We start from the raw sequence: 22,566 nt of genomic DNA on the forward strand, positions 1-22,566 counted from the left end.
TGTCGCGCACCCGTCGAAAGCTCGGCATTTGGGTAGCTGATTTGAGAAAAAACCCCCAGCCAAGACGGCCGGGGGGGTAATAATCATGCAATCGCCTCAGATGCGTTTTGCTCGAGGCGCGCGCGCGCGTAGTCCAGCGTACCGTCCTTGGCGCGCAACGGCCGCGAGATCCGCTTCACCGGATCGTGAATCCAGTAGCGTGTGACGCTTCCCCGCCGCTCGTCGAGGAGCCGCGAGAAGCCCGCAGCGATGCAGAAGTCAACATACTCGCGCCCGTTCATGGCCTGACCGGTTTCGAGTCGGTAGGTCGTGCCCTCGGCGCGCGACTTCGCGTCTGCGACCACCCTATCAGCCCGCTTGCGCGCTTTTGATATGGCAGCCTGGGCTTCCCACTCCGCTTGCTCGGCGAGCGAGAATCCGCACAGGTCGAACAGGCGCCGTCGCCGCTCGGCAGAAGTGCATTGCAGGACATCGACACCATACTCATCGCGCAGTGCGCGCTTCGACTCGGTGTTCCAGTCTTTGGGCCCGTCGAAGATGTCCAGCACCACCGCGATATTGCGCTCCATGACGGCCAGCGCGACCCGATTGGGCCACTCGTAGCCATACCCGTCACGCTCGATCACTGCCGCCCGCAATCGTCGATCCAGTTCGCGCTGGCTGATGTTGAACGCTTCGCGCTCTGCACCGGCCCTGTCCACAGCTTCCTGATATCGCCGCTGGCAAATCAGGGTGCGAATTCGCGCCGCCAGCTTCGTTGCCGGCTGAGCGTTCGCTCCCTCCAGAGGCTTGGGTGTGGGCATGGTCCGCGGTGGCAGGATGCCGGCCGCGTACAGCGCGTCGTCGACGTGCACATAGTTCCCGTCGCGCGGCACGTCTCGCAGCGCAGCGATCAGCTTGCCGACGTTGTGTGTCGTGATTTCCAGCTTCTCGCTGCGCATGGTTTGGCAGAGCGCTTGCAGAACGCTGGGCGACAATGCCCCGCGCAGCGCCGGCACCTCGATCAACGGACGCATCCACAACTCGGAGCGGGCGTGATGCGGGTTGTCGCGATAGGTGTTGATGATGCATTCGCGCACCTTTTCGCCACGCATCAGCGCATAAGCAACATGGACTTCGTGACGGCAGTTGGGAGGCGCGGTCGGGTGATACAACGGCCCGTTCGTGCCATAGCCAAAGCGGCGGAAAAACTCGCCGCAAATGAAGTCGGTAATGTCGAAATCCCCCTGGTCTTCGAAGAGGTCCACTGTCTGGAACAGCGGCCCGGCGTCGGCTTGGGACATATCGATGGCTTCTGCCGGAAAGTACGCCAGGCGGCCGGCGGCCACCACGGCGCCCCAGGCGGCGCGGCTCATCTCGTGGGGGCGCAAGATCTTGCCGCCGACACGAACAATGAAGCGATCAACCTCGTCGAGGATCAGGGAAAGGATGGCACGGCGGGTACCGGCCGGCCGAACGGCAAAATTGCCGCTGGCGAGTCGTTCGACAGGGATCGCACCGCGTTCAACGTGGCGCACTGCGATATCTTCGACACGCGGCGCAGCCTTGCCGTCGCGGTCATCGTTCAGATACTGCAGCACGCCAGCGAGCGTCGTGCGATGTTCGGCGCGCTGGCCGATGTGAATGACGTACATAGTGGCTCCAGGACGGAGCATGCCCCTTCGGGGACATGCCCCGATAGGGTTGGAAGGGATGGCTTATGCAGGCTCTGCCGCTCTCGCGACGTGGATCGCCTGTAGCAGTTCGGGGGAAGTGATGCGCCAGATGGCACCCCGGAGGTTGCCGACGGCAATCGTGCGAGTCGGCTGGAGGCAGTCTGAGTCGAGCAGCGCAACCACGGTCGACATAGGCAGGCGCCAGATGCCGACGATCACCTCATCGTCCGCAAGCGTTTCGCTGGGGACGTTAGCGGTGAAGGTCTCGTAGATATCGCCGGTCGTCATTTCGACCAGCGACAACGCAGGGCGGTCGTTGACTGCATAGACCTCCGCTGCGATGTGCAATGGACCGGGCGATCCGGCCAGACCGGTTCCGTCGATGGTGATGGGCATGGGAATCTCCCATAGGCCCACCGCCTTGCGGGATGGGCCCGCAAGGGTTGAAGGGATCGGTCAGGCGACGACGGCCGAGCGCCGCGCGGCTTTGCCACGACTGGCCACAACACGTGCCGCCGCGACTTCCGTAAGGATTTCGGCATCGACAATGCGCCAGACTTCGCCCCGGTCAAAGCCGACCTGGTTCCAACGGCCGGTTTGCACGAACTTGCCGGTTTCAAGCAAGGCAGCCTTGAGGTCGAGGGGCAGGATCCAATCGTCCGTGACGAGGATCTCGTCGTCGGCAAGCGTGGCATCAGGCAGATTCACCGACAGCACGCCGTAGGGCATGTCGTCATCAGCGCAGACAAACGAAATGGCTGCGCGAAGGTTGGTCGAATAGACGCTGGCGCGCAGCAGGACGCCAGCCGGGTAGCTGGCCAGGCCTGCGCCATAGACGGTACTGTTCATCGGGATGCATCCTTGGATGGGAGACGTCCCGACGGGACGGCGCCCGTGTGGGTGTAGAAAACAAAAAACGCACCCCGAGGGGTGCGTTCAAGCGGTGAGCCGACGAATCGGCTCCTGAGAAGGGATTGGCTAGTCCTTGTGGATGCGGCGGCCGTTGCGGTCAGCCCACAGCATGTATGCCGCGATCAGCAGGCCCAGCAACAGAACAAATGGTCCAAACATCACTTTTCTCCTTTAGAGAGGACAGCGCCTACGGCGAATAGTACAACACCGAACGCCAGAAGGCTTGCGCAGTTCACGACGGATGTTGCGGTCCAACCAGGCAAGCCTGCTCCGTAGCCAACAGCACCAACTACCGCCGATATCGACAGCGTGTGGCAATAGCGGCCATGCTGCAGGCGCTGGTCCTTCGTCGGTGCAATGACCGAGGATTTGAGCTCGTCCAGGAACCCGGGACGCGTGGCATGCGAGCGGTCGACGCGGTACGCCCCCGTTTCGTCACGAACGAGCGGGTATTCGAAGCCGCGCTCGACAAGCAGAAGCACATGCTCGTCACCGCTGGCGCCGATCTGCTCGACCAACGATGTGATACGCGCCGGCACGGCGACGAGATTCTGTGAACCTTCATACCGGACCGAACAGGAGACTTCGACCCCGTTCGTGGCGCGAAAAACCACCTTTGCAATGCGCGACATGAGCAGCTCCTCAGCCGCGCCGGCCGGCCACCACGCGCAGCGTAGCGACCAGATTGGCGTAGCCTTGCTCGCTGGCCAGCGAATCAACGCTGACCGCGTTATCTCGGCCGCCGGTGAGGTCATGGCGACCGCGGCATGTCCGGTAGGACATAAGCACGCCACCTTCGGCACCAGCGGGATGCTGGATCTCGATGAGCAGCGAGTCGGTATGCAACGCGAACACGTTGACATCGCGACGACGCTGGCGATGCTCGCGGATGGTGTATTCGCGCGGGCTGAGCGCCATGTCGCCGGCGAAACGACGGAGAACACGGCAAGCATCCCGACGAATTGCCTGGCAGGCTGTGGAATTGGTCGGTTGGTGCCGACGGGTAAAGGACTTGGGGACTTTCATGGGAGCCTCGATATAGACGGGACATCCCTTCCCCATGGGACGAGTGTCCCAGCTGGGTTGGTGGTCCGGACGATGCCGGACATGGGTCGATGCGTCAGTGACGCGGGTGAAAACGACTTGCCGAAGCCTCAGGGCTTGGGCAAGCCCTCTCGGGCATGCACGCTGCGATGTCAGGTGACGTCGAGCAATTTACTGATCGCACGAACGAGATCCCAGCCATGCTGTTGGGACAACGTCTTGCCGATCAGGAGCTTTTGCAGGGCTGTCGTGCGCTTTGGAGCCTCACCGGCATAGCCGATGTGGTCAACATAGACAATCCAGCCTTCCGACGTCCCTCTGTAAAGAGAAACGGCGAGACGATCGCGTGCGCCGAGTTTCGGCCACGGCCGATCCGGCTTAGGACCATACAGGGCTTCGTTGCCATCGCCCGGAAAGTTGGCGGAATCCAGCCATTCCGGCTCCAGCTCGGTACCCCGGAGGGCCGCTGTGATCTGGTCCAAGACCTCTGCAATCGATTTGCCATCGGTGAGGACGGGCGAGAATTTCGGGGGTGCGTCTGCCACGGGTGGCATAAATAGCTCCGATGGACGCACGGAGCCCCGCACGGGGACTCCGTGCGGGGAAGGTGAAAGAATTTGGGGATCCGACTGGAACCCGATTGAATTAGCGCGTCAGACGGTAACCGCCACCGGACGCCACGAGGTAGAGCTGCTGCCCCGTGACGAACTGTTGGTCGGCATCCTGCGTGACGGCGATCTGGCTGCCATTCTCCTTGCGGACAATGACTTCCAGGCCTTCGCGGCGGTTCATGCGGCTAGCCACAGCTTGCGCTGCAACAGCCGACACCGTGCCGGACATCGCGCCGGCAATGTAACGTCCATTGCCGCCGCCAATGACACGGGCACCGAGCAGGCCACCCACGACCGCCCCAACGATACCGGGGACGCCGCTATTGGCCGACGTGTAGCCATCGCTGTCGACGATCGTGACCTGGCGGACACGGACGACAGTGACAACTTCAACGGCGCCAGTGCGCAGAGCTTCCGAACTGCGATAGGCATTCGGAGACGTCTGCTGGACAGCGCAGCCGGTGAAGATGACCGAGCAAAGGAAAAGCGAAACGATGCGCTTGAACATGATGGCCTCAAATGAAAAAAGGGCCAACATGCCCACGGGCAGGAAGGCCCGTAGGTGGGAGAAGAAAAAAGCTGTCCGGCTATACAACCGGAAGTGTCGATGCGTCTGAGACGCGGTAGGTGCACGAATCTTAGCAGCCGTTACAGGAATCAGCAACGATTGATGCGCGCGATTGCCAGGGCATCCACGAGTGAGATGCCGTACTCCGCAGCGGGGTCTGCATGGAGCCAGAGCGGGGAACCGCATAGGGGGTTGAAAATCTCTTCGCCCCCCGAGACGAATACCAGTCGCGGAAGCGGTTCTCCACTTTCATCGTCATGCATGGTGATGTACAGCCCGAGCCGCGGATAGCGACCGTGGTACCGTGCGAGGTCAGCGACCGTCGCACCGCGCAAGCTTCCAGCATCAGCGCCGAAGAACCGGAAGCCCGGAACGGAAACCTCGCGACCGAGCTGCCGCGTCAATGCAAATGCGCGCTTGGCAGTCATGATGGCAAGGTATTGTGCCAACCCGTAGACGTCGAAGACGAACTGGTTGGCCAGCTTGCCCGTTACCGCGCCGACCGCCCCATGCGAGGCAAATTCCCAATACGCCGCGTAGCCCATGTACACGAAGACTTGCACAAAAATCAAGGCGGCGGCCGCATAGTCGTCGACACGCCTCATCGCCTGAGAATCAACAGCGACTGTGCGCGAGCGGACAACACCCCAGAAAAACCAGCTGATTGCTACCAGCATGGCCGGAAACCCGATGGCGGCAAGGAAATGCTCGCCGCAGGCCATGAGCTCCCGTGGAATGGCTAGCCAATCCGCCGCGTAGTAGCCCTTGTATTCGAAGTATCGGAAGGCGCGCGACGCCAAAGCAACGCCGCAGAATCCAACGGCGAGACGAATATTTGTGAGAAGAAACTTTCTAGCGTTCATCGTTGGAGAGAAGAGGAAGGAGACGCGCCGCCTCACAAGGCCAGGCGGCACGTTTCGCATTGCGGGTCAGGCGAACGAGTCCAGGCGGATTGACGTTGCGTTCACGGTGATGCGGACCTTCTGAGTCGCAGGGATTTCCAGCGCCTTGCGCAAGTCGACCAGCGGCAAGTGCTCACCAAAGTCATCGCCACCGAAACTGCGGCGCGCGTTTTCATAGAAATCGGCGTCCTTCGCAGGATTGCAGCCCTTGAAATAGAACAGGCACTGCTTATCGGGCGTGGCACCCGTGCTGTAGCCGACATACGCACCGTGGTCCTTCGCGATGAAAAACTGGTCCGAACCAGCCGCATCGCAGAAGGCGACGAGCGATGCGACCTGCGTGCGGGAAAGAGTGATCTGAGGCATGAAAGTGCTCCTAGAGATGGGCGGAGCACTCCCCCAGCGGGATGTGCCCGCGATGGGTGAAAGAGAAGGTTAGAAACTCAGACGCCGCCGACTTCGCGGGCCAGTTGGTCCAGCATCGCTTCGATGATTCGCTCGCGCCGCGCTTGCTGCGGCAACGCATTGAATCCCTCGCCATCGGCGAGATACGTGAGCGCGTCGACAACGGCAATCCATTCGCTGGACTGCACAGCAATCCGAACCGCTCCCGGCAACGGAAGCCGCTGGCTTGCAATGGCCAGCACGGCATCGAACCGAGACAGGTCCAGCCGACGACGGCAGTCCAGGCGCTGTTCGATATAGCCGGACAACCGGAAGGACGCATACGCACACAGCGCAACGTGATCCTCGTCTGCCAGAGCTTGCATCCATTCGAGTGCCGCCGTTCGGACCATCACGTGCAACGACTGCCCGTGAATGGCAGGGACGGTATCGTGACGCGCCAACTGCCATCCCCAACCGAAACCGACGGCGTAGAGATCCATCAGCTTTCCGTCGACGATGTGGGGTTCGGCGTCAAACCATTCGGTACGGCTTCCTTCGACGTGCCGCACCGCATTGCGCGACTCACTGAAGGTTAGATCCGGCAACAGCTCGCAAAGCCGCTGCACATCCGCACGACTAAACATGGGATATGTCAGCGTGTGCCACGGCTTGCCGTTCCAATAACCAGTAGCGATAACGCCAGCAGACAGCCAGGGGCCCGTCACGAAAATGCGACGAAAGGCCGACTGGGCCGGGACTTGAGGGGTGGAAATGCTCATGTAGTGCTCCGAAGAGGATGGAGCACTCCGCCAGGGCAAGTGCCCCAACGGGATAATGAAATGTGTGGCCTAGTGCCACGGGTCGATGCGCCGGAAGCGCGAGGTGTGGCGCAATAGTAGCAGCCAGGCCTGCCGTCCTGCAACGAGCGCACAAAAGAAAAAAGCCACTCCCGCAATGGGAGTGGCTGTTCAAACGGATTGGCGCGTCTTGCGTTTGGCACGAGCCTTAGTCTCACCCAGCTTATAGCCGAAGCGTTCCCATGCACCCGGATCCAGCGGCAGCGGGCTTGTACGCCCCGTCGCCAGATTTACAAACGCACCGCAGTACTGGAGCGTCCCCGTGCGGAACAACGTCCACAACAGGTTGTACGCCTGTACTGCAATCACCGAGTTGATCACCAGCGACTGCTTCTGCAGCGCCTCCGCCATCGAGCACGATGGCGCGGTGTCGGCCTTGTCCCCTTTCGGGTCCAGCAGCTCCGGAAACAGGTCGCCCACGTGGGGCAGCCGTTCCTTTGCCTTGCCACGCACCTGCCCAAGAATCACCTGGCCGCGATCAGACTCGTTGCCGCAGTCGATATAGTAGCCACCGGTACCCCGTTGCATCGCGCCGAGGATCGCCTTGCGAGCGCCCCGTGTGTCGACGCAACCAATCACCATGTCGCACGCGAAGCGGTCGCCGCTTCCAATCCGGCGGGTCTGCGCTTGCCAGCGCGTACCCATCAGGTTGTTCAGGCGGTTCACGATCAGCGTCGCTTTGGGCTGTCCCACATCAACCGGGTAGAACCCCTGGCGGCCGACGTTGGTCTCGCTGACGGTATCGTCATCGTAGACCGTACAGTCAATACCCCCAGGATGGCCAAGCTCCAGCATGGCGTGATGCAGCCGCGCAAGGTTTGGCAGCAAAGCGCTTCCGGTACCGCCAGCGCCCACAACCGCTACTTCCCATGCGCGAGTGGTCATCTCCTGCGGAATGCGATGTGCGAAGGTCATGCCAAGACCTCCTCGCGCGCGGCCTCGTACCATTCAGCCGGTACCTTCTCCACGTTCTCAAAGATCCCTTTGGCGCAGAGACGCAGTGCCAGCGATGGCACCGCGGCCTGGCAATTTCCCATCACGAACGCGAACTTCACGTCGTGCTGGTCATCGGCGTTGTCCGTTCGGGAAAACCCCGCCGGATGGCAACCATGCGAATGGCAGTCGACTACCAGGACCTCGCCAGTTCGGAGCGACGGACGGTCATACTTGAGGTGCCCGCCACTATGCTCCAGGATTTGCACGGGGACCAGTCGGAATGCCGCCGTTGCGGCATTCCAGACAATCCACGCGCCCGTTTCCTTGGGGTGCGTAGCACGCGCCATCGCAGCGAACTCGCCGATCAGGTCGGCGGGAACTCGACTACAGCGCAGTTCGGTGGCTTCAGCCACCTCGCCATAGGGGATCGCCGTGCGGTACTGGAAGGCACCGAGACGACGAACGACGCGCAGCCAGGGCCGCACGATTTCCAGAAAAACACCGTTGGCCGCGATGAGCAAGCGCTCGCCGGGCCGCTCCATAGTGGCCAGCGCACCGAAGCGCGGGACCATCACGGACGGAAAAGACTGCTGCAGGGCAGCGTCAGCAGGATGCATGTTACTTCTCCAGTTTGCCGGCGATCAGATCGGCCAGCGTGGATTTCATGGAAACGAGGACGTGCTTGGGAAAGTCAGGAAACTGACCGTCCAGCATGTCCTTCCAGAAGGCATAGGCGCCGCGCTCGTACTTGACGCGCTTGCCGCCGTGATTGGGATGGGTGAATGCCGAGTTGAAGAACCCGTCTTCCCAGCCCTTAATCGAGGCAACGTCGATCTGCTTTGGCACGTGTGCTGAGCCGATGCAGATCTTGCCGTGGTCCCACGTGTTGAAGTACGGCGGTTCGAACAACACGCTCTCCGGTACCGGGCGCTCTTCCCCTTTCAGGGCGAAGACCTTGAAACCGGATTGCGATGCCTGGAAGACCAGCGCGGGGTGCGCAACGATGGCGCTACGCTCACCCAGCTCCTTGCACTTGAAGAACACCCGACGGCGTTTGGCTGGACACCACCACGTCACCGCACTCGTGCTGATCGAAAGCACGTTGGGTGTCAGGAACTCGCCCTTGGGAAGGGCGTGCTCTGCTACCTCGCGGACTGCGTGGATCAATGCCATGCGATTCAGTGGCACACCGGCGCCAATCACCGGGCGCCCGGATGCTTCCGATTCGATGCGATGGGCGGTGGCATAGGAAAACTGCCCCGGCCCTTCCCCATAAAGCAAAATGGCCCCCTGGAGGGCCACTTCATGCGACCGCGAGGCGGTCAGGATTTCGGCCATGTGGCCCCCCTAGTCAGAAATAAGTGTGAGTACGCGATCCAGCGCCGCAATGATCTTGAGCATGCCGCTCAGATCCTTGAACTGTTGCCGAATCGCCTTTGGCTCGTCCGCGATGGGAATAAAACACTGGAACATCGTTGCATCGCCGTTGCAGTTGAGTCCGTCATAGAGGTCATCCAGCACCTGCGTGACATAGTCCGACTGCATATAGGCAAGGGTGGCCGCCGCATAGGCCGGTTCGGCCCATTGGGAACCCGAAACAGCCGATCGGTCACCCTGGCGCTTTACCGCCAGGTTCAACTCCGCCAACGCCACGCACAGATCCTTGATCCAGCCTTGATGGCTGCGAGCCAGCTCGTAGAGCTTCCGGCTACCAAAGGCCCTGAGTCTGCGCGACTCCGGGTATGCGTGACAGAAGGATGGGAGCACCTCATCCGGCGCCAGTTCCGGCCGAACCGCGGACGGCAGGTACCGCGCGATGTCGTCCTCATCCAGGCCGCACTGTTCCTTGAGGAACTCGCGCGCGTCGTCGTCGTTGGCAAGGGTGCAGTCGTACTCCCAGTGCCACCGCGCGAACAGGTCGAGCAGTACCTCTGGCGTACGGAGAAACAACGATTTCGCACCCGCCAGGTTGATCAGCGACATGGCGGTGTACAGCAGATGGGGATGCACGGACCGCAGCGCGTTCGCGCGAGCCTCACCGATGAAGTACGCCTCGTCGCCAGGCATGTCGATGGCCAGATACAGCGGCGCATCCACCTCATCATCCCAGCCGAACTGCATCAGTTGATCCCTCGCTGCGCCGATATCAAGGAGCGAGAAACTGAAGTTCAGCCGCCGGCAGCTTGGCATCCGCGCCGCGAGCCATGCGAACATGGCCTGCGCGAACGCATCACCCGCTCCAGTGGGATTGACGACGTCACTGGCACGTAGCACGCCCGTTGCGAACTGGGCGCGTGCCAAATCCACCGCTTCGACCTCGTCTCCGAAGGTCAGAAGCGCACGGCTGGGGATTCCCTCCGGGATGGCAGGGAGCGTCAGAAAATCATGGGCAGGTCGACGTTTGGCAACGGGATGCTGTCGCGCAGGCGTCCATGCGGGTTGTCCAGCATCGACCGCTGGAACAAACGACCGAGGGTCGAACAACATTGTTGAGTCTCCTCAGAATGTAAAAAAACCGCCCTCTCGGGCGGCTTCGTAGTGGAAGAGAACTGGGCAGATGCCAGCGCTCTCATCAAGTCAGATTTGCGCATGCGCGCCCTTTGCGCCGGCGGCGCGGACGAACGTGTAGCGAGCGACACCACCCGTCACTTCCGGGCCGTCCACCGCGGCGGTGGTCAGCTCGGGGTATTGAGCGGAATAGACATCGCGCACCTGGTCGGGCGAGAACTGCGGGCCCACGTCAGGAAGCGTCATGCCGTTGTAGGAAAACTCACGGGTGAGTTGCGTTACTTCGAGTGCCATGTCGGTTCTCCTTTACAACAGGGAAGCGAGGTCGGTACCGGTGGACGCCGGTGCGCTCGTATCAGCTTTCGCCTCGACTTGCGCGCCGTCACCGGTTTCCGACTCGTCAGCATCACCGCCATCACTGGTGGTGTCGGGCGCCGACGGCGATGCGGCCTTGGCCAGCGCTTTCGTCGCCTTGGACGATTGCGTGGATTTGGCGGCATCGAGAATCGACCTCGTGGCCTCGGCCTGCTCGGCAAGCGAGCGATGGGCTTCGGTCACGCTGGTGACGGCCGCCGCGAATTCGGCATCCATTTCCGCCGGCGTAGCCGACAGCATCAGGGGCCTTGTCAGTGCGGGGTCCGCAGCGTCCTTGATGACGGGCATCACGACGACGGACATCGTGTCGCCTTGCATTGTGAGGGTGAGAACGACCTTGTCGCTCGCGCGAACGAGCGGCATCAATTCAGTGAACATGTTGAATCCTTTGGGGAAATGAAATGACAGAGGGCGCCTGGGCGCCCTCTGCAGATGGAGAGTTGAGTGGATCAGTAGCCCAGAACCTTGGGCAGCTTTCCGGTGTAGTCGAAACCTTCCACCGCCAGCAGGCCGGCGATGACTTCGGGCTTCGACTTGTTGAATAGCTTGGCGAAACCATCGCCGAGCGCCTTGCGGATACCCAGTTCGTCGGCGAGAACCTTCATCTCCGACTTGGTGAGCATTTCGAGGAAATCCTGTGCTTGCTGGAGATTCCAGTGGTTGCGCAGATCCAGCTTGTGATACCGGCACAGTTCGCGGAGATTGCCTACCTCCACGCCATCGATAGCGGCAACGGTCAGTCCGATCGTCAGCTGCTGGCGCTTCTGGTCATCCAGCGCGTGGATGGCCGTCAGGCAGCCCTGCAGCGACGATGACGACTTCTGCTCGGTCAGCTTCTCGAAAAACTTGCCCATCACGTCGCCGGCGATATTGCGCGCCAGCCCGTTCAGTGCAACCGCCAGGAGGTACGAGTTCGCCTGTTCGGCGTTCTGCGCAACTTCCTTGCGCAGTGCCTTGCGCCAGAGCGCGGTGCGGTACCCCTTCACCTTTTCACTCTCGCTGATCGACGTCACCGGCTTTTCGGCCGCAGCAGAGGACTGGTCGCCCTTCTTCGCAGGCGCCGCCTTGCCACCTGCTGCCGGTTTGGCTGCAGGCGCCTTGGTGGCATCCTTCTCGGCCTTGATACGCGCGGCAACCTTGCTCTGGTTGCAAACGGTATCGAAGCACTGGCCACTGTAGACCTTGCCCATCGAGTCGGGCAGGCCACTGACGGCGGCGCCGAAGTTCTGGCACGCGTGGCAGGCTTTCGCCTGTTCATCGCCCACGCCAGTCGGGCCTTCAACCTTCAACTGGATCCGGGTGTGGTTGTCACCCACCCGGATGATGCGCACGATGGGATACTCGTCCTTGAGCCCATAGGCGATGCCTTCGAGCTTGCTGGTGAGCTTGCCGTCGTAGCATGCGCGGTTTGTGCAGTTGCCGGTGGCAATGGCTTCGCTGAACATCTCCGTTTGCAACGACGAGTTGTGCGGGCACGCCGCGCACTCAGTCTTGTCAAAGATGGCGGCTTCGAGACTGCACGCGGCGGCCTCGATCGTCTTCTTCAGTTCCGCAACGGGCTTTTTCTCGCTCACGATGACCGGCAGGAGCTTGTCCTGCTTGTCCTTGGCGAGCGTGGCCAGCAGTTCGGCATGGCCGAGCTGGATCGTACGGGTGTTGAGCGCTTCCAGAACGGATTCGCTGCAGTTCATCAGCGCCAGGCGCTTGTCGAGCGTTGAGCGCGACCAGCCAAGCTGGCGGGCCGCTTCGTCGCGGTCGCCGTTCAGTTGACCGACAATCTTCGACGCTTGCACGGCCTCCTCGGATGGAGCCATGTCGGCACGCTGGATGTTCTCGATCAGCGCCTTACGATCGGCTTCGGCATCGGTCATCACCTGGATGTTGACAGGCATCTCGTACCTGTCGCCGTGGGCCGCCATTGCAGCACGATACCGGCGTTCGCCGGCTACCACCTCATACTCGTGGCCGTGCTCATCATCCTCGATGGGACGGATCAAGATGGGCTGGATGACCCCGTCTACGCGGACGGATTCGGTCAGCTCGGCCATCTGGGCAGGATCGAAGTACTTGCGCGGGTTGCGGCCAGGACGGATGCTGCCAATAACAACGGTAGGATTTTGCATTGTGGGTTCTCGCGAGAATAGGGGAACCCGTTGCCGCACCGGGAACATGGTTCCCGAGGGGATAGAAGGTTGGACTACCAGGCTATGCTGGCCGGCCACCGTACTGCAGAAGCTGGCACCAGGAGGTGCGGGGTCGATGCGTCTAGGACGCGGTAGGTGCCGTGAGGATATCCTAGGCCAGTTTCGGAATCAAGCACCTGCGATAGTAGGGTGCGGGATCCCGCAGTCAGGCAGATCCATGTCCTTTTCCGTTGTCAGTGTTGTCGCTGCCCGATTGCTTTCGATTCGCGCAGCTTCCGCTCAGCCGTGTCGTGCCTCAGACGGTCCAAGGCCGCGAGAGCAAGACGCACTTCGTCGCGCATTTCCTCCAGTGTTTGCCAATCGCCTTCCCTCCGCGCTCGCTTCGTCATGGCGTCCAGGACAATCGGCAGCCGAGAAGGGTCATCGAATCGCTCGTACTCTGCCAGATGCTGCGAGGCCAGCCGCCACTACGCCACGCAGAGCGTCGCGCAAAACACCGCGAGGGTGATCCCGAGATATAGAAGCCGATATCATTTCGCAGGCGGTCGCGGAGCTTCTTCTGTTCATCACGATCCGCCCTGCGAACCTTCCGTTGGAGTTCGCGGACTCGCTCTGCTTCGGCCTGAAAGAAAATACTCTTTCCCTTCATACCGGCTTCTGTCGTCCTATATCGCGGTTATCGAACGCGCGTTCGCCAAACAGTCAATATAACCACGAATGCGCTGCCGGCCATGCCGATCAAGCTAGCAAGGATGGCCGCCGGGTTGCGCGAAGCAGCATTGAAAAAGATCCCAGCTACGCAGCTGCCGAACACAACACAGTTGAGAATCAGTAGTGCCAGGGAGGGGCCGGAGAAGGAGAACCTCGCCTCTTCGGCGTCGCGCTCGCCGCATTTTATTGCAGTACTTTCCACCATTTCTGCTTTTCCTGTCTATTGCGACTGCGTTAGGACGGCTTGCCCACCGTTACGGATACGTCGTAGGGCCCCGTGGCACACGCGGACGTGATCGACCGCTCCAAGGGCGCGTCACCGTACGGCTTGACAACGGTGTTGTTCACCACGGCCTGCACCACGACATCGGGCCGCAATGGCCGGGCGTTGCGCACGAAGCTCTCGCAGGCCGCGGGGTCCTTTAGGACCCCGCGTACGCGCACTGCGTCACCGCTGCGGGTGAGCGTCGCCGCTTGGAAGGTCGTCCCTGCCGGTGGCTGCTTCTGGCAAGCTGCGCCTTCCTCCAGCCGGCACTGCGCGAACGCGACGCTGGCCATCGCCAGCTCCCAGCCGGCGTCCGAGCAGCCCGACACCCCCAGTGCCGCCATCGTCAATGTCACAACGGGCAAAATTTTCATGGTTCAGTCAGTCTTTTCCGTTGTCTTTTACCCTGCAGCGCCGAGCTCGGCGAAGTCAGCAGGAAGCTTCGGAAGCTTGCCATCAAGATCACCATAGCCGCGCACAGCATTCCATGTGTCACGCAGATCCTCGATCGCGCGCGAGACCGCAGACGTCCATTCGGAACCGCGGGTCAGTTGCTCTTGCGGTAGCGCGGCCAGCTTCGCTTCCAGTGCGGCCATTGCCTCATTGAGGGTGCGACCGGTTTCCATCGGCAGCCAATCGACGCTGAATACGTACTCCATTGCCGGGATCATGTCGAGATCGCCCGCGCTTGATAGGTCGCGGACGGTATCGATCATGTTCTCCCACACCCCGAGCGCCGCCCACACGCCTTTGCCGTAGCGGTCTTGCCAGGCCTGAAAGGCGAAATCATGCGTGGTGATTAGTGCGTCAATTCGCTCGAACATCGTCTTTCCACTTTTCCCTTGTCTTACTGGGCGGGCTTCCAACCCATATCTTGGTGGCACACTACCGGCGTGCCGTCGGCAGTTGCTTTTACCCCTTGCTGCGCGATACAAGGCGCACCTTGAACGGCCGGGCGCTTTTGCGTCAGGATGTTCCAGGCGTAGGCGAACATCGCCAGCGCGATTACGAGCAAGACAAAGTTCGTTGCTATCCTCATACTTGAAACGCTCCTTTTCCTTAGTCGAATGGGTTCAGCACTCGGACACCCAGCCCCCCGAAGTCTTCTACGTTGCGCGTTACAACGGTCAGGTCATGTATCAGGGCAGTTGCAGCGATCAGCTTGTCTAGCGCGTGCTCGGGATGCGGAACCCGAAGGCGTCCCCACACTTGGCCAACTTCCTCGTCCACCGAAAGGATGTTCTGCGCGAAATCACTCAGAACAGTCTCCAGCCATGCGTCAAGCATTGCCGCCTGCTGCTCATCGCCACGGTGACGAACCACCTCGACACCTCGCCGCAACTCGCCCACAGTCACCACGGACAGATAGAGACCGTTATCCTTTTTGACTGCCTGACGAAAGAATGCCAGCACACCTTTGTTAGCACGCAGGCGCTTTCGCACCTCGCTGATGACATTGGTATCAACCAAATACACGCGCGACCTCTCCCACGTCATCAACGCGTGCAAAGTCGGCATCCTCGCCAACGTTGGGCATGCTCATAAGGACTTCCGCAAAACTCTTGCGCTTCGTCCCGCCCAACGCTTTGGCCAAGATTTCACGATGTTCGGCTTCAGCGCTACGCCCGTGAGCTGCGGCCACTTCACGCAGTCGTTGCACGAGTCCCTCATCGACATTTCGAACCAAAAGATTTGCCATTGCCACTCCTTGTCGTCGCGCTATCAATGATAGCACGCACACAATGAAGTGCAATCATTGATAGCGTCAGGGAGTGGCGCACCAACACCTCGTTGAGGTATCGGCATTTGTGCTTAGATCTTTACATTCAGCCAGCGTCCAACTCGGCTATCGCCTCTCGATATTCTTTCTTCGGCACTTCCAAATAGGGAGCAACATGATCCAGCTCGGCATGTCCCAACAGCAGTTGCGCGGTTTCGAGCGAATGCCCCTGCGCCAGAAGCCAACTGGCGAACGTCCGTCGCCTTGAGTGGCTGCTGTAGTCCCTCCCAAGCCCGGCCGCTCGATAGAGCCCCGTCACATAGCTTTGCAGGCTGTCGGCTGCAAGGTAATCGACCCGTTCGCCGGCCTCGTTGATTCTGCGCTTGACGCTTAGTTCATAGGGCCCGCCCTTGTGCGTCAGGATGAGCCTCGGTGACGCGGAGTAGGTGGCGGATTTGGGAAGGTTTGAGGGTCTTGGCGCCCTTGATATTCATCCTTGTCCATCTCGGAATATGCTCGATTTCGAACTTGTTACGAGAGAAAAACGCGGAGCGCTCCCTGCTTGGCGTCCTCGGAAAAGGCGATGGACAGGCATTGGAATGCTTCGCCTCGAATTTCATTGCTCTCCCAGTCGAGTCACCGTCCGGATTTCCGCGGAGTGCCTCGCACTCGCAGGGATGGCAGCCACACGCCAGGCCCCGGCGCTTTGACTACGGTGCCCTCTACAGTCGCTTCGCGGCCAACGAGCGAGCGAGCCTCGTCCAAAGGCATTCCCACCAGCTCCCAGGTCTCATGGGCAGCCGTCTCCAACACCACGGTCGGGAATGGCTCGTTACCCTTGATGTGAATCTCCCCCACCAGCGTTTGCGTCTGAGGCTCCGTTGCCGCGCCCGCGCAGGCCGCAAGGCCGAGTGCCGTTAGTGCGGTCAGTACGATCTTCTGCATGACAATCCCAAAAAACGAAGGGGCGGCTGTTGCCGCCCCGGGGGTCTTATTGAATCACGACCGACAACGTCGAGTTAGGCGGAACCTTGACCGTCTCGCTATACGTACCGTTCACGGCCTTGCGCACCACCGGCAGGCTCGCGTAGGGCTGGAGCGTCGACGGCACCGTCTGCGTCAGCGTGCGGCTGGCCAGCTGCGCCTGCGGATCGATCACCGGCAGCGTGAAGCCACCTTCCGCGCGGGCCGGGAAGCCGAAGCCGGTCGGGCTCGGCGCCTTCATCAGCGCGCCAGACGTGGCGGCGAAGCGGCGCAGCTGCTCGCCAAGGCTGGACGTCGGCGCGATCGCCTTGATCGACGCGTCAAGCACGGCAACGGAGTCCGTGCTGCCGACATTGGTCAGCAGGTGCTTGTAGAAGCCCAGGCCGAGTTGCCGATCCAGGAAGCCGCCCAGCGAGCCGGACACCGAATAGCTGTCGCAGGCCGCGCCGAATGGGTCCCACGTCAGCAGGCTGCAGTTATACGAGCCTGCCTTGTAGCCGATGTAGTTCGGGAAGCGCACATCGCGGATCGCGTTGTAGGTCGGGTCGATCGACTGGCTCGCGAAGTCCTCCATCATCATCGCCGTGCCCTCTTCCAGCCACGTGGCAAAGGCGTAGGCCGGACCCTTCACCACGCCGCGCCGGTAGAAGTTTTGCATGTGCATGCCTTCGTGCGCCATCGTCAGCAGCATCGACTTCATGCCCGACGCGCCACCCAGGTATAGGGTCTCGGCATCGAGGTACAGCGACACCGACTGGTTGCTGAGCGGCTCGGCGGCAGCCGTGAGCGCATTGCGACCGTAGAAGTAGCCGACCATGCCGAACGGCGTGGCGTTGTTGTCGAAGTTCAGGATCACGATGTCGATCGGCTGCGCCACGGCGCCAGAGATCAGGTCCGTGTACACGTGCGGACCCCACACCGGGCCGCCGGTCTGCTTGAGCAGGTCGTAGATCTTGCCGGCCGGCACGAAGCCCGCTTCCAGCGCGGCGACGATGGCCGTGCTGACCTTGAGCGGGTTGTTCTCCGTATCCTCGACCCAGAAGTTGACGACCGTGCCGTCGGCGGTCGTATCCGTACGGACCAGCGTGGTTGCCCGCGAGCTGTTGTCCTCGTGATACCAGTTGCGCGTGTCGCCCACGGTGTAGGCGGCACGCAGCGGCGGCGTGGCGCCGAACGTCGACAGGCTGGCGCCGGTGCCCCGGGCGCCTGCCTTGGCGGCCCAGCCATCGCGGTTGTAATCGGCGATCCGGCCCTTGGCGGCGCTGACGCCGTCATCCCACTGGATGGCGCTCGCGGCCACCGTCGGCAACTGCGACGCGGTCAGCGCGACAGTCGGCATCGTCTGGGCGGTGCCGGATTGGTTCGTGAACACCAGGGTCACGTCTTGGCCGGTCAGGCCGGCGATGCTGATCGGCATGTCGACGGCTGCCGTCGTGGCATTCATGCTCTGCCAGACACCGACGCCAGAGCCGGCGTAGGTATTCGCATCGACCGCAGCGCAATTCGAGCAGGCCGGTGCAACGACACTGGTTGGCTTGGCAGCCGGATCGGCGGGCGTCTGGGTAGCCGGACCGCTCGGCGCGGTCGCGGCCGTTGTAGTGGATTGCGTGGCGGGCTCTCCGCCATCGCCGCCACCTCCGCATGCCGCTAGCACGGCCGACGTCAGCAATGCCAAAGCAAGAGACCCTGGGAACGACAAAGTGCGCTGATTGCGCATGACAATTTCTCCATGTTTCGTTGGCCGCTACCCTTCAATTCGCGGCATCTGAATATCGGCGGATTCGCCGTGCCCTGCACCCCGCTTATGGGGGATTACCCTAACCCTCTGGACTTGCCGGTGCATCTGCGGCAATCGCCCACGGCTTCAAAAAAAAAGCCCTCACGAGGAGGGCGGGGAGAACGGGTCCATCTTGAGAGAGTTCCGTAGCGGGGCGCTACGGAAACCATCTTATGGCTTAGTGGGCCGGTCGATGACCCCGAAAGGTTGGCAATTTCGGCGTCTTTTCGCCGTCAGAACAGCGCAAGCTGGTCATCTGGCACGAAGACCCGCATCGCCGGTGTGGTTAAGCGCGCCTGCTCGGGATCTGCACTCACGTGGAGAATGGATTCAACCTCAAGGTCAGTCGATCCAGTCGGCAACGACGGGGCAGCGGATTCGTCGGTGTCAACGGACTCCGGAGTCAGCGATTCCATAGCCTCACGGAACCGCTTTACCCGCAGCTTCGCGCCCCAACCACCGAGGATGTGAGCCGGCGTGAACCAGGTGCCCCAAGCCTCGACGGAGAGCGCGTTGCCGTGTACGACGATGGCGGGGATATTCAGGAGCGACAATTGAACGTACGCCATGTGGACGCACCTTGGATCGATGTCGATGCAGGTCGCATGCATCGTCTGCTGGTAGTTGCGGCCTGCGTCATGAAGTGCATCCGCGCAAGCGATCACCATCCCACCGGCACCGCATGCCGGCTCGCTGATCGTGACGAACCCGTCCCGGTCAACGTACGGATTGCCGTCGCCGATATTGATGCTGGCCATCAGGCGAGAGACGCTGTACGGGGTAAAGAACTGCCCTGCCCGATCGTTCCCGAGTTCGAGCATCATGTATGTCTGGCCAAGCACATCGGCCAGGCCGTCGCCGTGGGGCACCAGTTGCTGCACCCGGTCTTCGAATGTCAGCGTCAGGGCCCCCAGCATGTGCGAGAAGCGCTCCAGATCCTCGCGCTCGTACCGCTTCACGATTTCCAGGTAACGCTTCTCCCGCGCATCGAACTGATGGCGATCGACGGCATTGCTGATGGTCAGCGCCGACAACTCGACGAAGTCGGAGAAGACCTCGTGCATCGAGTGCCGGTGGCCGAAGGCCTTGAAGAACGACAGCAGCTGCTTGTGCGGGTCGCTGGCCGTGCCTTCGAACTTGCGTTTGGCGGCCTTGCTCATTGACCCGGCCTACGCAGAAACGGGTACGCGGCAGTACTGCAGCAACGGAATTGAATGGAATTTGGGGGCATTTCGTTGGGATCAATGGATCCGGAAACGCCCCCTTGCCGGGAACGTTCCCGGACGGGGTGGAAGAAAAGGGTTCAGGTGCCGACGAACTGCGCCAGGCGCTCGGCAAGCTCTCGGTGCAATCTGATCTCCCATTGCTCGTTGAACTGGCGGATCTCGACACCAGGGAAGGCGCGCCGCTGGGGAGATACAAACGGCGCGTCGACGCGAAACTCACTGAGGCAGGCGGCCATTGCCAGCTCGCCAGAGCGTTTGGCGAAGACGGCCAACCCAGTTAGAACCAGGTTAACCCGGTCGACAGCGCCGGCACAAAGCCACCGCATACCGGGCGTATGGCCGGCCGCCGGCTCGGACGGAGCCGCAAGGCGCAGGATTCCGAGTTGCCGCGTCAGCCTCATGCTCAGGTTCGTGTTATCCGCGAAGGCGCTTCGCAGCACGCTTACGGCCTGCTCGATAGGCAACGGCTGAGCTTTTGAGGCAACCAAGACATGCCAGAGCTTGTCGAGATCGGGAATCTGGCCGGCGTCAATCACCTGCCAGACATTACGGGGACCATCCAACTGGACCCGTGTTTCGTCGACGCGCTCCCCGATCTGCGTACTCGCCTTGTCGACAAGGTTTGCTGCAAGGCGCTTCAGGAAGGCACGACGGTACCGCAGCCGAGATTCACTCGAACGCCGGCAGGCGAGGCGCGCCGCATTGGGGAACAGAGTGGCCTCCAGCTTGGCAACCCGATCCATATCGGTCGTGCTGAAGTGTTCCGCGGCCAGAAACTGGCCGATCAACTGGTTGTACATATGGTCTCGAAGGAATATCGGGACCGACCCGCAGGGACTCGGTCCCATGCGGGGAAATTGCGATGCTCAGTGCAAGCCGAGCGATGGCACGGCGGGGGAAAAGCCCATAGCCCACCACTGCGCAACAGGGTGATTCGGGAATTCCGGAATCTCTTGCGCCCGGAATATCTCCGGGACAAGGGCAATGGCCGACGGCCGCGCAAGCACTGTCTCGCGCCACTGCTGCTGAAGGCGCAACCACGTCAGTTCGGCGCGAGCGACATGATCCCAAGCGTGCGGCAAGCGGTCTTCGTCAAATACTTCTGCACCTTCTGCCGTCATGACTGCCACCACCTCGTGGTACCGCCCGAGTTCATGCGGGAAGCCGCGACGAACAAACTTCAGGATGGTCGCGTCCGGGAAATTGAAGACGCGCTGCAATTGCCGGATGTACACAGCGCATTCACGTCGCGAGCGCTCGTTGTAGTCGTCGCGGCCAACCTGCGCACACGATTCTTCGGCCGGGACGGGCCCGACTTCGATGTCAATTGTCTTGGGGCGGAGCATTGCGTTTCCTAAATGGGAGACGGGAAACGCCCCATCGGGACGCTTCCCGGATGGGTGTGGAGGGCCGCGCGTGCCGGATGGGCAGCGCGCGGCGATGGTCAGACCAGCTGGCCCGACAGATGAGAGAACCTGGCAAGGACCCACAACACAGCAACCACCAGAACGGCGACTGTCAGCGTGGAAAGTTGCAGGTACAGCAGCGGTATGCTCACCGTCGTAACGATGAAGAAAAGCGCTGTGAAAAGAATCACGACCAGTGCAACGATGGCACCGGCAGTTTCAGGGGCGTCGATGTGAGACATGATGGCTCCAAAGTAATGGGAGCCATGACCCATGTGGGGACATAGCCCCAATGGGTGAAAGAAGAAGATGGCCGGTACGCCGGCGAGGTCGATGCGCGGTAGCGCGGAGAATCGAGTGGATAGTACAGCGCACCAGCGCCTAGGGCAAGACGCTAGTCATGCATCGGGCTTCTTCGCCGGCATGCAATCCGCAAAGTCGGCGTGGAGTGCGCGCACGGGAACCATGTTGGGCTGAGCGTCTGTCGAGACCAGCGCAGCCATCTGCGCCGCATAGGTGACCAGGCCATTTGCGCACCTGACCACATTGTCAATCAGTCCCATCGGGTAACCGGAACCGGATCTGGACATGGGATTCATACCGCCGTGCGTGAAACTGTTCATGGCGCGCAGGGATTGCTGGCGATACTCGTCCAGATGCCCCACGATTCCTTTCACTCGCGGGTCATCGAGCTTGAGCAGCTCGTCGAACATGACCTTGAGGCCCGGCGCCTTGTCCGCTGCCCGCGCCGACTCTTCGCTAAGTGGCTCGTGATACTGCCGCACCCACTTCTCGCCTGCCGCTTCCAGCAGCCAAACGCCACGGATCAGGGTTTCGAACTGCGGTCGGAAAAGTGCCATCGCGGCATTAGGCATGCCCATCGTGAGCAATGCAACGGCGCCTGCTGCATGTTCCACGGACATTAACGCGCATTGGTAAGCACAGATCGTCCGCGGATGATCCACGGGCGTGGCGCGGGCCATGCCAGTCACTGCGGCGTTGTGGAGTTCCGCCGAGCGGCTCAGGATATCGACGGCCATCGGCTATTCCCCCTTTGTTGCATGTCGGGCCAGGCGGTTAGCCTCCCGGAGACGGTTCACTACGGCCCAGCGCCGCTGCTCAACCTCTTCCGGGTTCTCCAGATTGGAATAGTCCTGCATGGGTCCATCGCCAATGAACGCCCTGTAGTCCTCAGGAAGCTTGCCTTGCGCCTTCAGCTTGTCGCGCTGCAGTCGCCCTAGCCCATCCGTCGCCTCGGTGATGGCCACGTAGTCCCAGCGCGCTGGCACGGCCGCCTCAGAAAACCAGACCTCCCCCTCTCCCTGGCCCACGAGTGCGACCACGTCGTACACGCTACCGACAGGCGACGGCACAGCGCGCACCTCGAAGCGCAGCACCTCAGGGCGAGGGTGCCAGAACACACGGTCGAGATAGCGTTTGAAGATGAAGGCGTCGAGCCTGGCGATCTCGCCGTACTCCGGCTCTCCGGGCGCGATGAACTGCGGCTCGCTTTGGGGGCGGTTCCCGAGGGATACCTCTCGGCTGATGGGTGTGTGCGACATGGTTTTCCGGTAAAAG

31 protein-coding genes are annotated in these 22,566 nt (G+C 61.5%); all 31 read right to left on the reverse strand.

Annotated features, from left to right (window positions below; genetic code table 11):
- Positions 1 to 83 precede the first annotated feature (83 nt).
- The 31 genes from ABDB81_RS08380 to ABDB81_RS08530 all read right to left on the reverse strand — a co-directional run bounded on the left by ABDB81_RS08380 (position 84) and on the right by ABDB81_RS08530 (position 22,550).
- A complete protein-coding gene (locus ABDB81_RS08380; RefSeq protein ID WP_137924294.1) occupies positions 84 to 1,634 on the reverse strand; it encodes a hypothetical protein in 1,551 nt (516 codons plus the stop codon).
- A 63-nt stretch (positions 1,635 to 1,697) separates the two neighbouring features.
- The gene (locus tag ABDB81_RS08385; RefSeq protein WP_137924293.1) at positions 1,698 to 2,051 is read right to left on the reverse strand and encodes a hypothetical protein; all 354 of its coding nucleotides are present in this window, start codon (positions 2,049 to 2,051) and stop codon (positions 1,698 to 1,700) included.
- A gap of 60 nt (positions 2,052 to 2,111) precedes the next feature.
- The gene (locus ABDB81_RS08390) at positions 2,112 to 2,504 is read right to left on the reverse strand and encodes a hypothetical protein (RefSeq protein ID WP_137924292.1); all 393 of its coding nucleotides are present in this window, start codon (positions 2,502 to 2,504) and stop codon (positions 2,112 to 2,114) included.
- 221 nt (positions 2,505 to 2,725) lie between these two features.
- Entirely contained in the window at positions 2,726 to 3,199 is a 474-nt protein-coding gene (locus ABDB81_RS08395; protein ID WP_137924291.1) for a hypothetical protein, read from the reverse strand.
- A gap of 10 nt (positions 3,200 to 3,209) precedes the next feature.
- Positions 3,210 to 3,485: a hypothetical protein gene (locus ABDB81_RS08400; protein WP_237380985.1), complete on the reverse strand. Its 276-nt coding sequence runs from the start codon at positions 3,483 to 3,485 to the stop codon at positions 3,210 to 3,212.
- Between the two features lie 278 nt (positions 3,486 to 3,763).
- Positions 3,764 to 4,093 carry a hypothetical protein gene (locus ABDB81_RS08405; RefSeq protein ID WP_237380986.1) on the reverse strand — a complete coding sequence of 110 codons (330 nt, stop codon included), beginning with the start codon at positions 4,091 to 4,093 and terminating at the stop codon, positions 3,764 to 3,766.
- A gap of 163 nt (positions 4,094 to 4,256) precedes the next feature.
- Entirely contained in the window at positions 4,257 to 4,730 is a 474-nt protein-coding gene (locus ABDB81_RS08410; protein WP_237380987.1) for a glycine zipper 2TM domain-containing protein, read from the reverse strand.
- Between the two features lie 149 nt (positions 4,731 to 4,879).
- A complete protein-coding gene (locus ABDB81_RS08415; protein ID WP_137924287.1) occupies positions 4,880 to 5,653 on the reverse strand; it encodes a hypothetical protein in 774 nt (257 codons plus the stop codon).
- A gap of 66 nt (positions 5,654 to 5,719) precedes the next feature.
- Entirely contained in the window at positions 5,720 to 6,058 is a 339-nt protein-coding gene (locus ABDB81_RS08420; RefSeq protein ID WP_137924286.1) for a DUF3085 domain-containing protein, read from the reverse strand.
- Positions 6,059 to 6,135: 77 nt separating this feature from the next.
- Positions 6,136 to 6,858 (reverse strand): hypothetical protein, encoded by a 723-nt coding sequence (locus ABDB81_RS08425; RefSeq protein WP_137924285.1) that lies wholly within the window; start codon positions 6,856 to 6,858, stop codon positions 6,136 to 6,138.
- A gap of 189 nt (positions 6,859 to 7,047) precedes the next feature.
- Positions 7,048 to 7,851, reverse strand: coding sequence for a PRTRC system ThiF family protein (locus ABDB81_RS08430; RefSeq protein WP_137924284.1), 804 nt, complete (start codon positions 7,849 to 7,851; stop codon positions 7,048 to 7,050).
- Positions 7,848 to 8,489, reverse strand: a complete 642-nt coding sequence (locus ABDB81_RS08435; RefSeq protein ID WP_137924283.1) for a PRTRC system protein A — start codon at positions 8,487 to 8,489, stop codon at positions 7,848 to 7,850. The genes ABDB81_RS08430 and ABDB81_RS08435 overlap by 4 nt, the downstream gene beginning before the upstream one ends.
- A gap of 1 nt (position 8,490) precedes the next feature.
- Positions 8,491 to 9,210, reverse strand: coding sequence for a PRTRC system protein B (locus ABDB81_RS08440; RefSeq protein WP_137924282.1), 720 nt, complete (start codon positions 9,208 to 9,210; stop codon positions 8,491 to 8,493).
- Between the two features lie 9 nt (positions 9,211 to 9,219).
- A complete protein-coding gene (locus ABDB81_RS08445) occupies positions 9,220 to 10,359 on the reverse strand; it encodes a PRTRC system protein F (RefSeq protein WP_137924281.1) in 1,140 nt (379 codons plus the stop codon).
- Positions 10,360 to 10,449: 90 nt separating this feature from the next.
- The gene (locus tag ABDB81_RS08450; protein WP_137924280.1) at positions 10,450 to 10,674 is read right to left on the reverse strand and encodes a PRTRC system protein C; all 225 of its coding nucleotides are present in this window, start codon (positions 10,672 to 10,674) and stop codon (positions 10,450 to 10,452) included.
- A gap of 12 nt (positions 10,675 to 10,686) precedes the next feature.
- On the reverse strand, positions 10,687 to 11,133 hold the full coding sequence (locus tag ABDB81_RS08455) for a PRTRC system protein E (protein ID WP_137924279.1): 447 nt from the start codon (positions 11,131 to 11,133) through the stop codon (positions 10,687 to 10,689).
- Positions 11,134 to 11,204: 71 nt separating this feature from the next.
- Entirely contained in the window at positions 11,205 to 12,878 is a 1,674-nt protein-coding gene (locus ABDB81_RS08460; RefSeq protein ID WP_137924278.1) for a PRTRC system ParB family protein, read from the reverse strand.
- 697 nt (positions 12,879 to 13,575) lie between these two features.
- Entirely contained in the window at positions 13,576 to 13,815 is a 240-nt protein-coding gene (locus ABDB81_RS08465) for a hypothetical protein (RefSeq protein WP_137924277.1), read from the reverse strand.
- A gap of 29 nt (positions 13,816 to 13,844) precedes the next feature.
- Positions 13,845 to 14,249, reverse strand: coding sequence for a hypothetical protein (locus ABDB81_RS08470; protein WP_137924276.1), 405 nt, complete (start codon positions 14,247 to 14,249; stop codon positions 13,845 to 13,847).
- A 27-nt stretch (positions 14,250 to 14,276) separates the two neighbouring features.
- Positions 14,277 to 14,699 (reverse strand): hypothetical protein, encoded by a 423-nt coding sequence (locus ABDB81_RS08475; RefSeq protein WP_137924275.1) that lies wholly within the window; start codon positions 14,697 to 14,699, stop codon positions 14,277 to 14,279.
- Between the two features lie 23 nt (positions 14,700 to 14,722).
- Positions 14,723 to 14,914 carry a hypothetical protein gene (locus ABDB81_RS08480; RefSeq protein WP_160475174.1) on the reverse strand — a complete coding sequence of 64 codons (192 nt, stop codon included), beginning with the start codon at positions 14,912 to 14,914 and terminating at the stop codon, positions 14,723 to 14,725.
- A gap of 20 nt (positions 14,915 to 14,934) precedes the next feature.
- Positions 14,935 to 15,351, reverse strand: coding sequence for a type II toxin-antitoxin system VapC family toxin (locus ABDB81_RS08485; protein ID WP_137924274.1), 417 nt, complete (start codon positions 15,349 to 15,351; stop codon positions 14,935 to 14,937).
- Positions 15,338 to 15,574 carry a DNA-binding protein gene (locus tag ABDB81_RS08490; RefSeq protein WP_137924273.1) on the reverse strand — a complete coding sequence of 79 codons (237 nt, stop codon included), beginning with the start codon at positions 15,572 to 15,574 and terminating at the stop codon, positions 15,338 to 15,340. The genes ABDB81_RS08485 and ABDB81_RS08490 overlap by 14 nt, the downstream gene beginning before the upstream one ends.
- Before the next feature lie 127 nt (positions 15,575 to 15,701).
- Positions 15,702 to 16,085 carry a tyrosine-type recombinase/integrase gene (locus ABDB81_RS08495; protein WP_137924347.1) on the reverse strand — a complete coding sequence of 128 codons (384 nt, stop codon included), beginning with the start codon at positions 16,083 to 16,085 and terminating at the stop codon, positions 15,702 to 15,704.
- Positions 16,086 to 16,586: 501 nt separating this feature from the next.
- Positions 16,587 to 18,296: a hemagglutinin gene (locus tag ABDB81_RS08500; RefSeq protein WP_137924272.1), complete on the reverse strand. Its 1,710-nt coding sequence runs from the start codon at positions 18,294 to 18,296 to the stop codon at positions 16,587 to 16,589.
- A 293-nt stretch (positions 18,297 to 18,589) separates the two neighbouring features.
- The gene (locus ABDB81_RS08505; protein WP_137924271.1) at positions 18,590 to 19,516 is read right to left on the reverse strand and encodes an N-6 DNA methylase; all 927 of its coding nucleotides are present in this window, start codon (positions 19,514 to 19,516) and stop codon (positions 18,590 to 18,592) included.
- A gap of 143 nt (positions 19,517 to 19,659) precedes the next feature.
- Positions 19,660 to 20,382, reverse strand: coding sequence for a hypothetical protein (locus ABDB81_RS08510; protein WP_137924270.1), 723 nt, complete (start codon positions 20,380 to 20,382; stop codon positions 19,660 to 19,662).
- A gap of 66 nt (positions 20,383 to 20,448) precedes the next feature.
- A complete protein-coding gene (locus tag ABDB81_RS08515) occupies positions 20,449 to 20,928 on the reverse strand; it encodes a hypothetical protein (protein ID WP_137924269.1) in 480 nt (159 codons plus the stop codon).
- Between the two features lie 98 nt (positions 20,929 to 21,026).
- Entirely contained in the window at positions 21,027 to 21,230 is a 204-nt protein-coding gene (locus tag ABDB81_RS08520; RefSeq protein WP_237380988.1) for a hypothetical protein, read from the reverse strand.
- Between the two features lie 156 nt (positions 21,231 to 21,386).
- A complete protein-coding gene (locus ABDB81_RS08525) occupies positions 21,387 to 21,971 on the reverse strand; it encodes a hypothetical protein (RefSeq protein ID WP_346810597.1) in 585 nt (194 codons plus the stop codon).
- A 60-nt stretch (positions 21,972 to 22,031) separates the two neighbouring features.
- On the reverse strand, positions 22,032 to 22,550 hold the full coding sequence (locus ABDB81_RS08530; RefSeq protein ID WP_137924267.1) for a hypothetical protein: 519 nt from the start codon (positions 22,548 to 22,550) through the stop codon (positions 22,032 to 22,034).
- Positions 22,551 to 22,566 lie beyond the last annotated feature (16 nt).

Origin of the sequence: Cupriavidus sp. DL-D2 (assembly GCF_039710735.1) — a bacterium.
GTDB lineage: Bacteria > Pseudomonadota > Gammaproteobacteria > Burkholderiales > Burkholderiaceae > Cupriavidus.

Bases quoted from the DNA above. Each gene is read 5' to 3' on its own strand.
- ABDB81_RS08390 (WP_137924292.1), bottom strand. From the start codon at position 2,504: ATGAACAGTACCGTCTATGGCGCAGGCCTGGCCAGCTACCCGGCTGGC.
- ABDB81_RS08440 (WP_137924282.1), bottom strand. From the start codon at position 9,210: ATGGCCGAAATCCTGACCGCCTCGCGGTCGCATGAAGTGGCCCTCCAG.
- ABDB81_RS08400 (WP_237380985.1), bottom strand. From the start codon at position 3,485: ATGGCGCTCAGCCCGCGCGAATACACCATCCGCGAGCATCGCCAGCGT.
- ABDB81_RS08515 (WP_137924269.1), bottom strand. From the start codon at position 20,928: ATGCTCCGCCCCAAGACAATTGACATCGAAGTCGGGCCCGTCCCGGCC.
- ABDB81_RS08455 (WP_137924279.1), bottom strand. From the start codon at position 11,133: ATGTTCACTGAATTGATGCCGCTCGTTCGCGCGAGCGACAAGGTCGTT.
- ABDB81_RS08480 (WP_160475174.1), bottom strand. From the start codon at position 14,914: ATGAGGATAGCAACGAACTTTGTCTTGCTCGTAATCGCGCTGGCGATG.
- ABDB81_RS08425 (WP_137924285.1), bottom strand. From the start codon at position 6,858: ATGAGCATTTCCACCCCTCAAGTCCCGGCCCAGTCGGCCTTTCGTCGC.
- ABDB81_RS08505 (WP_137924271.1), bottom strand. From the start codon at position 19,516: ATGAGCAAGGCCGCCAAACGCAAGTTCGAAGGCACGGCCAGCGACCCG.
- ABDB81_RS08415 (WP_137924287.1), bottom strand. From the start codon at position 5,653: ATGAACGCTAGAAAGTTTCTTCTCACAAATATTCGTCTCGCCGTTGGA.
- ABDB81_RS08475 (WP_137924275.1), bottom strand. From the start codon at position 14,699: ATGTTCGAGCGAATTGACGCACTAATCACCACGCATGATTTCGCCTTT.
- ABDB81_RS08420 (WP_137924286.1), bottom strand. From the start codon at position 6,058: ATGCCTCAGATCACTCTTTCCCGCACGCAGGTCGCATCGCTCGTCGCC.
- ABDB81_RS08530 (WP_137924267.1), bottom strand. From the start codon at position 22,550: ATGTCGCACACACCCATCAGCCGAGAGGTATCCCTCGGGAACCGCCCC.
- ABDB81_RS08520 (WP_237380988.1), bottom strand. From the start codon at position 21,230: ATGTCTCACATCGACGCCCCTGAAACTGCCGGTGCCATCGTTGCACTG.
- ABDB81_RS08465 (WP_137924277.1), bottom strand. From the start codon at position 13,815: ATGGTGGAAAGTACTGCAATAAAATGCGGCGAGCGCGACGCCGAAGAG.
- ABDB81_RS08435 (WP_137924283.1), bottom strand. From the start codon at position 8,489: ATGCATCCTGCTGACGCTGCCCTGCAGCAGTCTTTTCCGTCCGTGATG.
- ABDB81_RS08395 (WP_137924291.1), bottom strand. From the start codon at position 3,199: ATGTCGCGCATTGCAAAGGTGGTTTTTCGCGCCACGAACGGGGTCGAA.
- ABDB81_RS08385 (WP_137924293.1), bottom strand. From the start codon at position 2,051: ATGCCCATCACCATCGACGGAACCGGTCTGGCCGGATCGCCCGGTCCA.
- ABDB81_RS08445 (WP_137924281.1), bottom strand. From the start codon at position 10,359: ATGTTGTTCGACCCTCGGTCGTTTGTTCCAGCGGTCGATGCTGGACAA.
- ABDB81_RS08380 (WP_137924294.1), bottom strand. From the start codon at position 1,634: ATGTACGTCATTCACATCGGCCAGCGCGCCGAACATCGCACGACGCTC.
- ABDB81_RS08460 (WP_137924278.1), bottom strand. From the start codon at position 12,878: ATGCAAAATCCTACCGTTGTTATTGGCAGCATCCGTCCTGGCCGCAAC.
- ABDB81_RS08490 (WP_137924273.1), bottom strand. From the start codon at position 15,574: ATGGCAAATCTTTTGGTTCGAAATGTCGATGAGGGACTCGTGCAACGA.
- ABDB81_RS08430 (WP_137924284.1), bottom strand. From the start codon at position 7,851: ATGACCTTCGCACATCGCATTCCGCAGGAGATGACCACTCGCGCATGG.
- ABDB81_RS08410 (WP_237380987.1), bottom strand. From the start codon at position 4,730: ATGTTCAAGCGCATCGTTTCGCTTTTCCTTTGCTCGGTCATCTTCACC.
- ABDB81_RS08470 (WP_137924276.1), bottom strand. From the start codon at position 14,249: ATGAAAATTTTGCCCGTTGTGACATTGACGATGGCGGCACTGGGGGTG.
- ABDB81_RS08510 (WP_137924270.1), bottom strand. From the start codon at position 20,382: ATGTACAACCAGTTGATCGGCCAGTTTCTGGCCGCGGAACACTTCAGC.
- ABDB81_RS08500 (WP_137924272.1), bottom strand. From the start codon at position 18,296: ATGCGCAATCAGCGCACTTTGTCGTTCCCAGGGTCTCTTGCTTTGGCA.
- ABDB81_RS08450 (WP_137924280.1), bottom strand. From the start codon at position 10,674: ATGGCACTCGAAGTAACGCAACTCACCCGTGAGTTTTCCTACAACGGC.
- ABDB81_RS08525 (WP_346810597.1), bottom strand. From the start codon at position 21,971: ATGGCCCGCGCCACGCCCGTGGATCATCCGCGGACGATCTGTGCTTAC.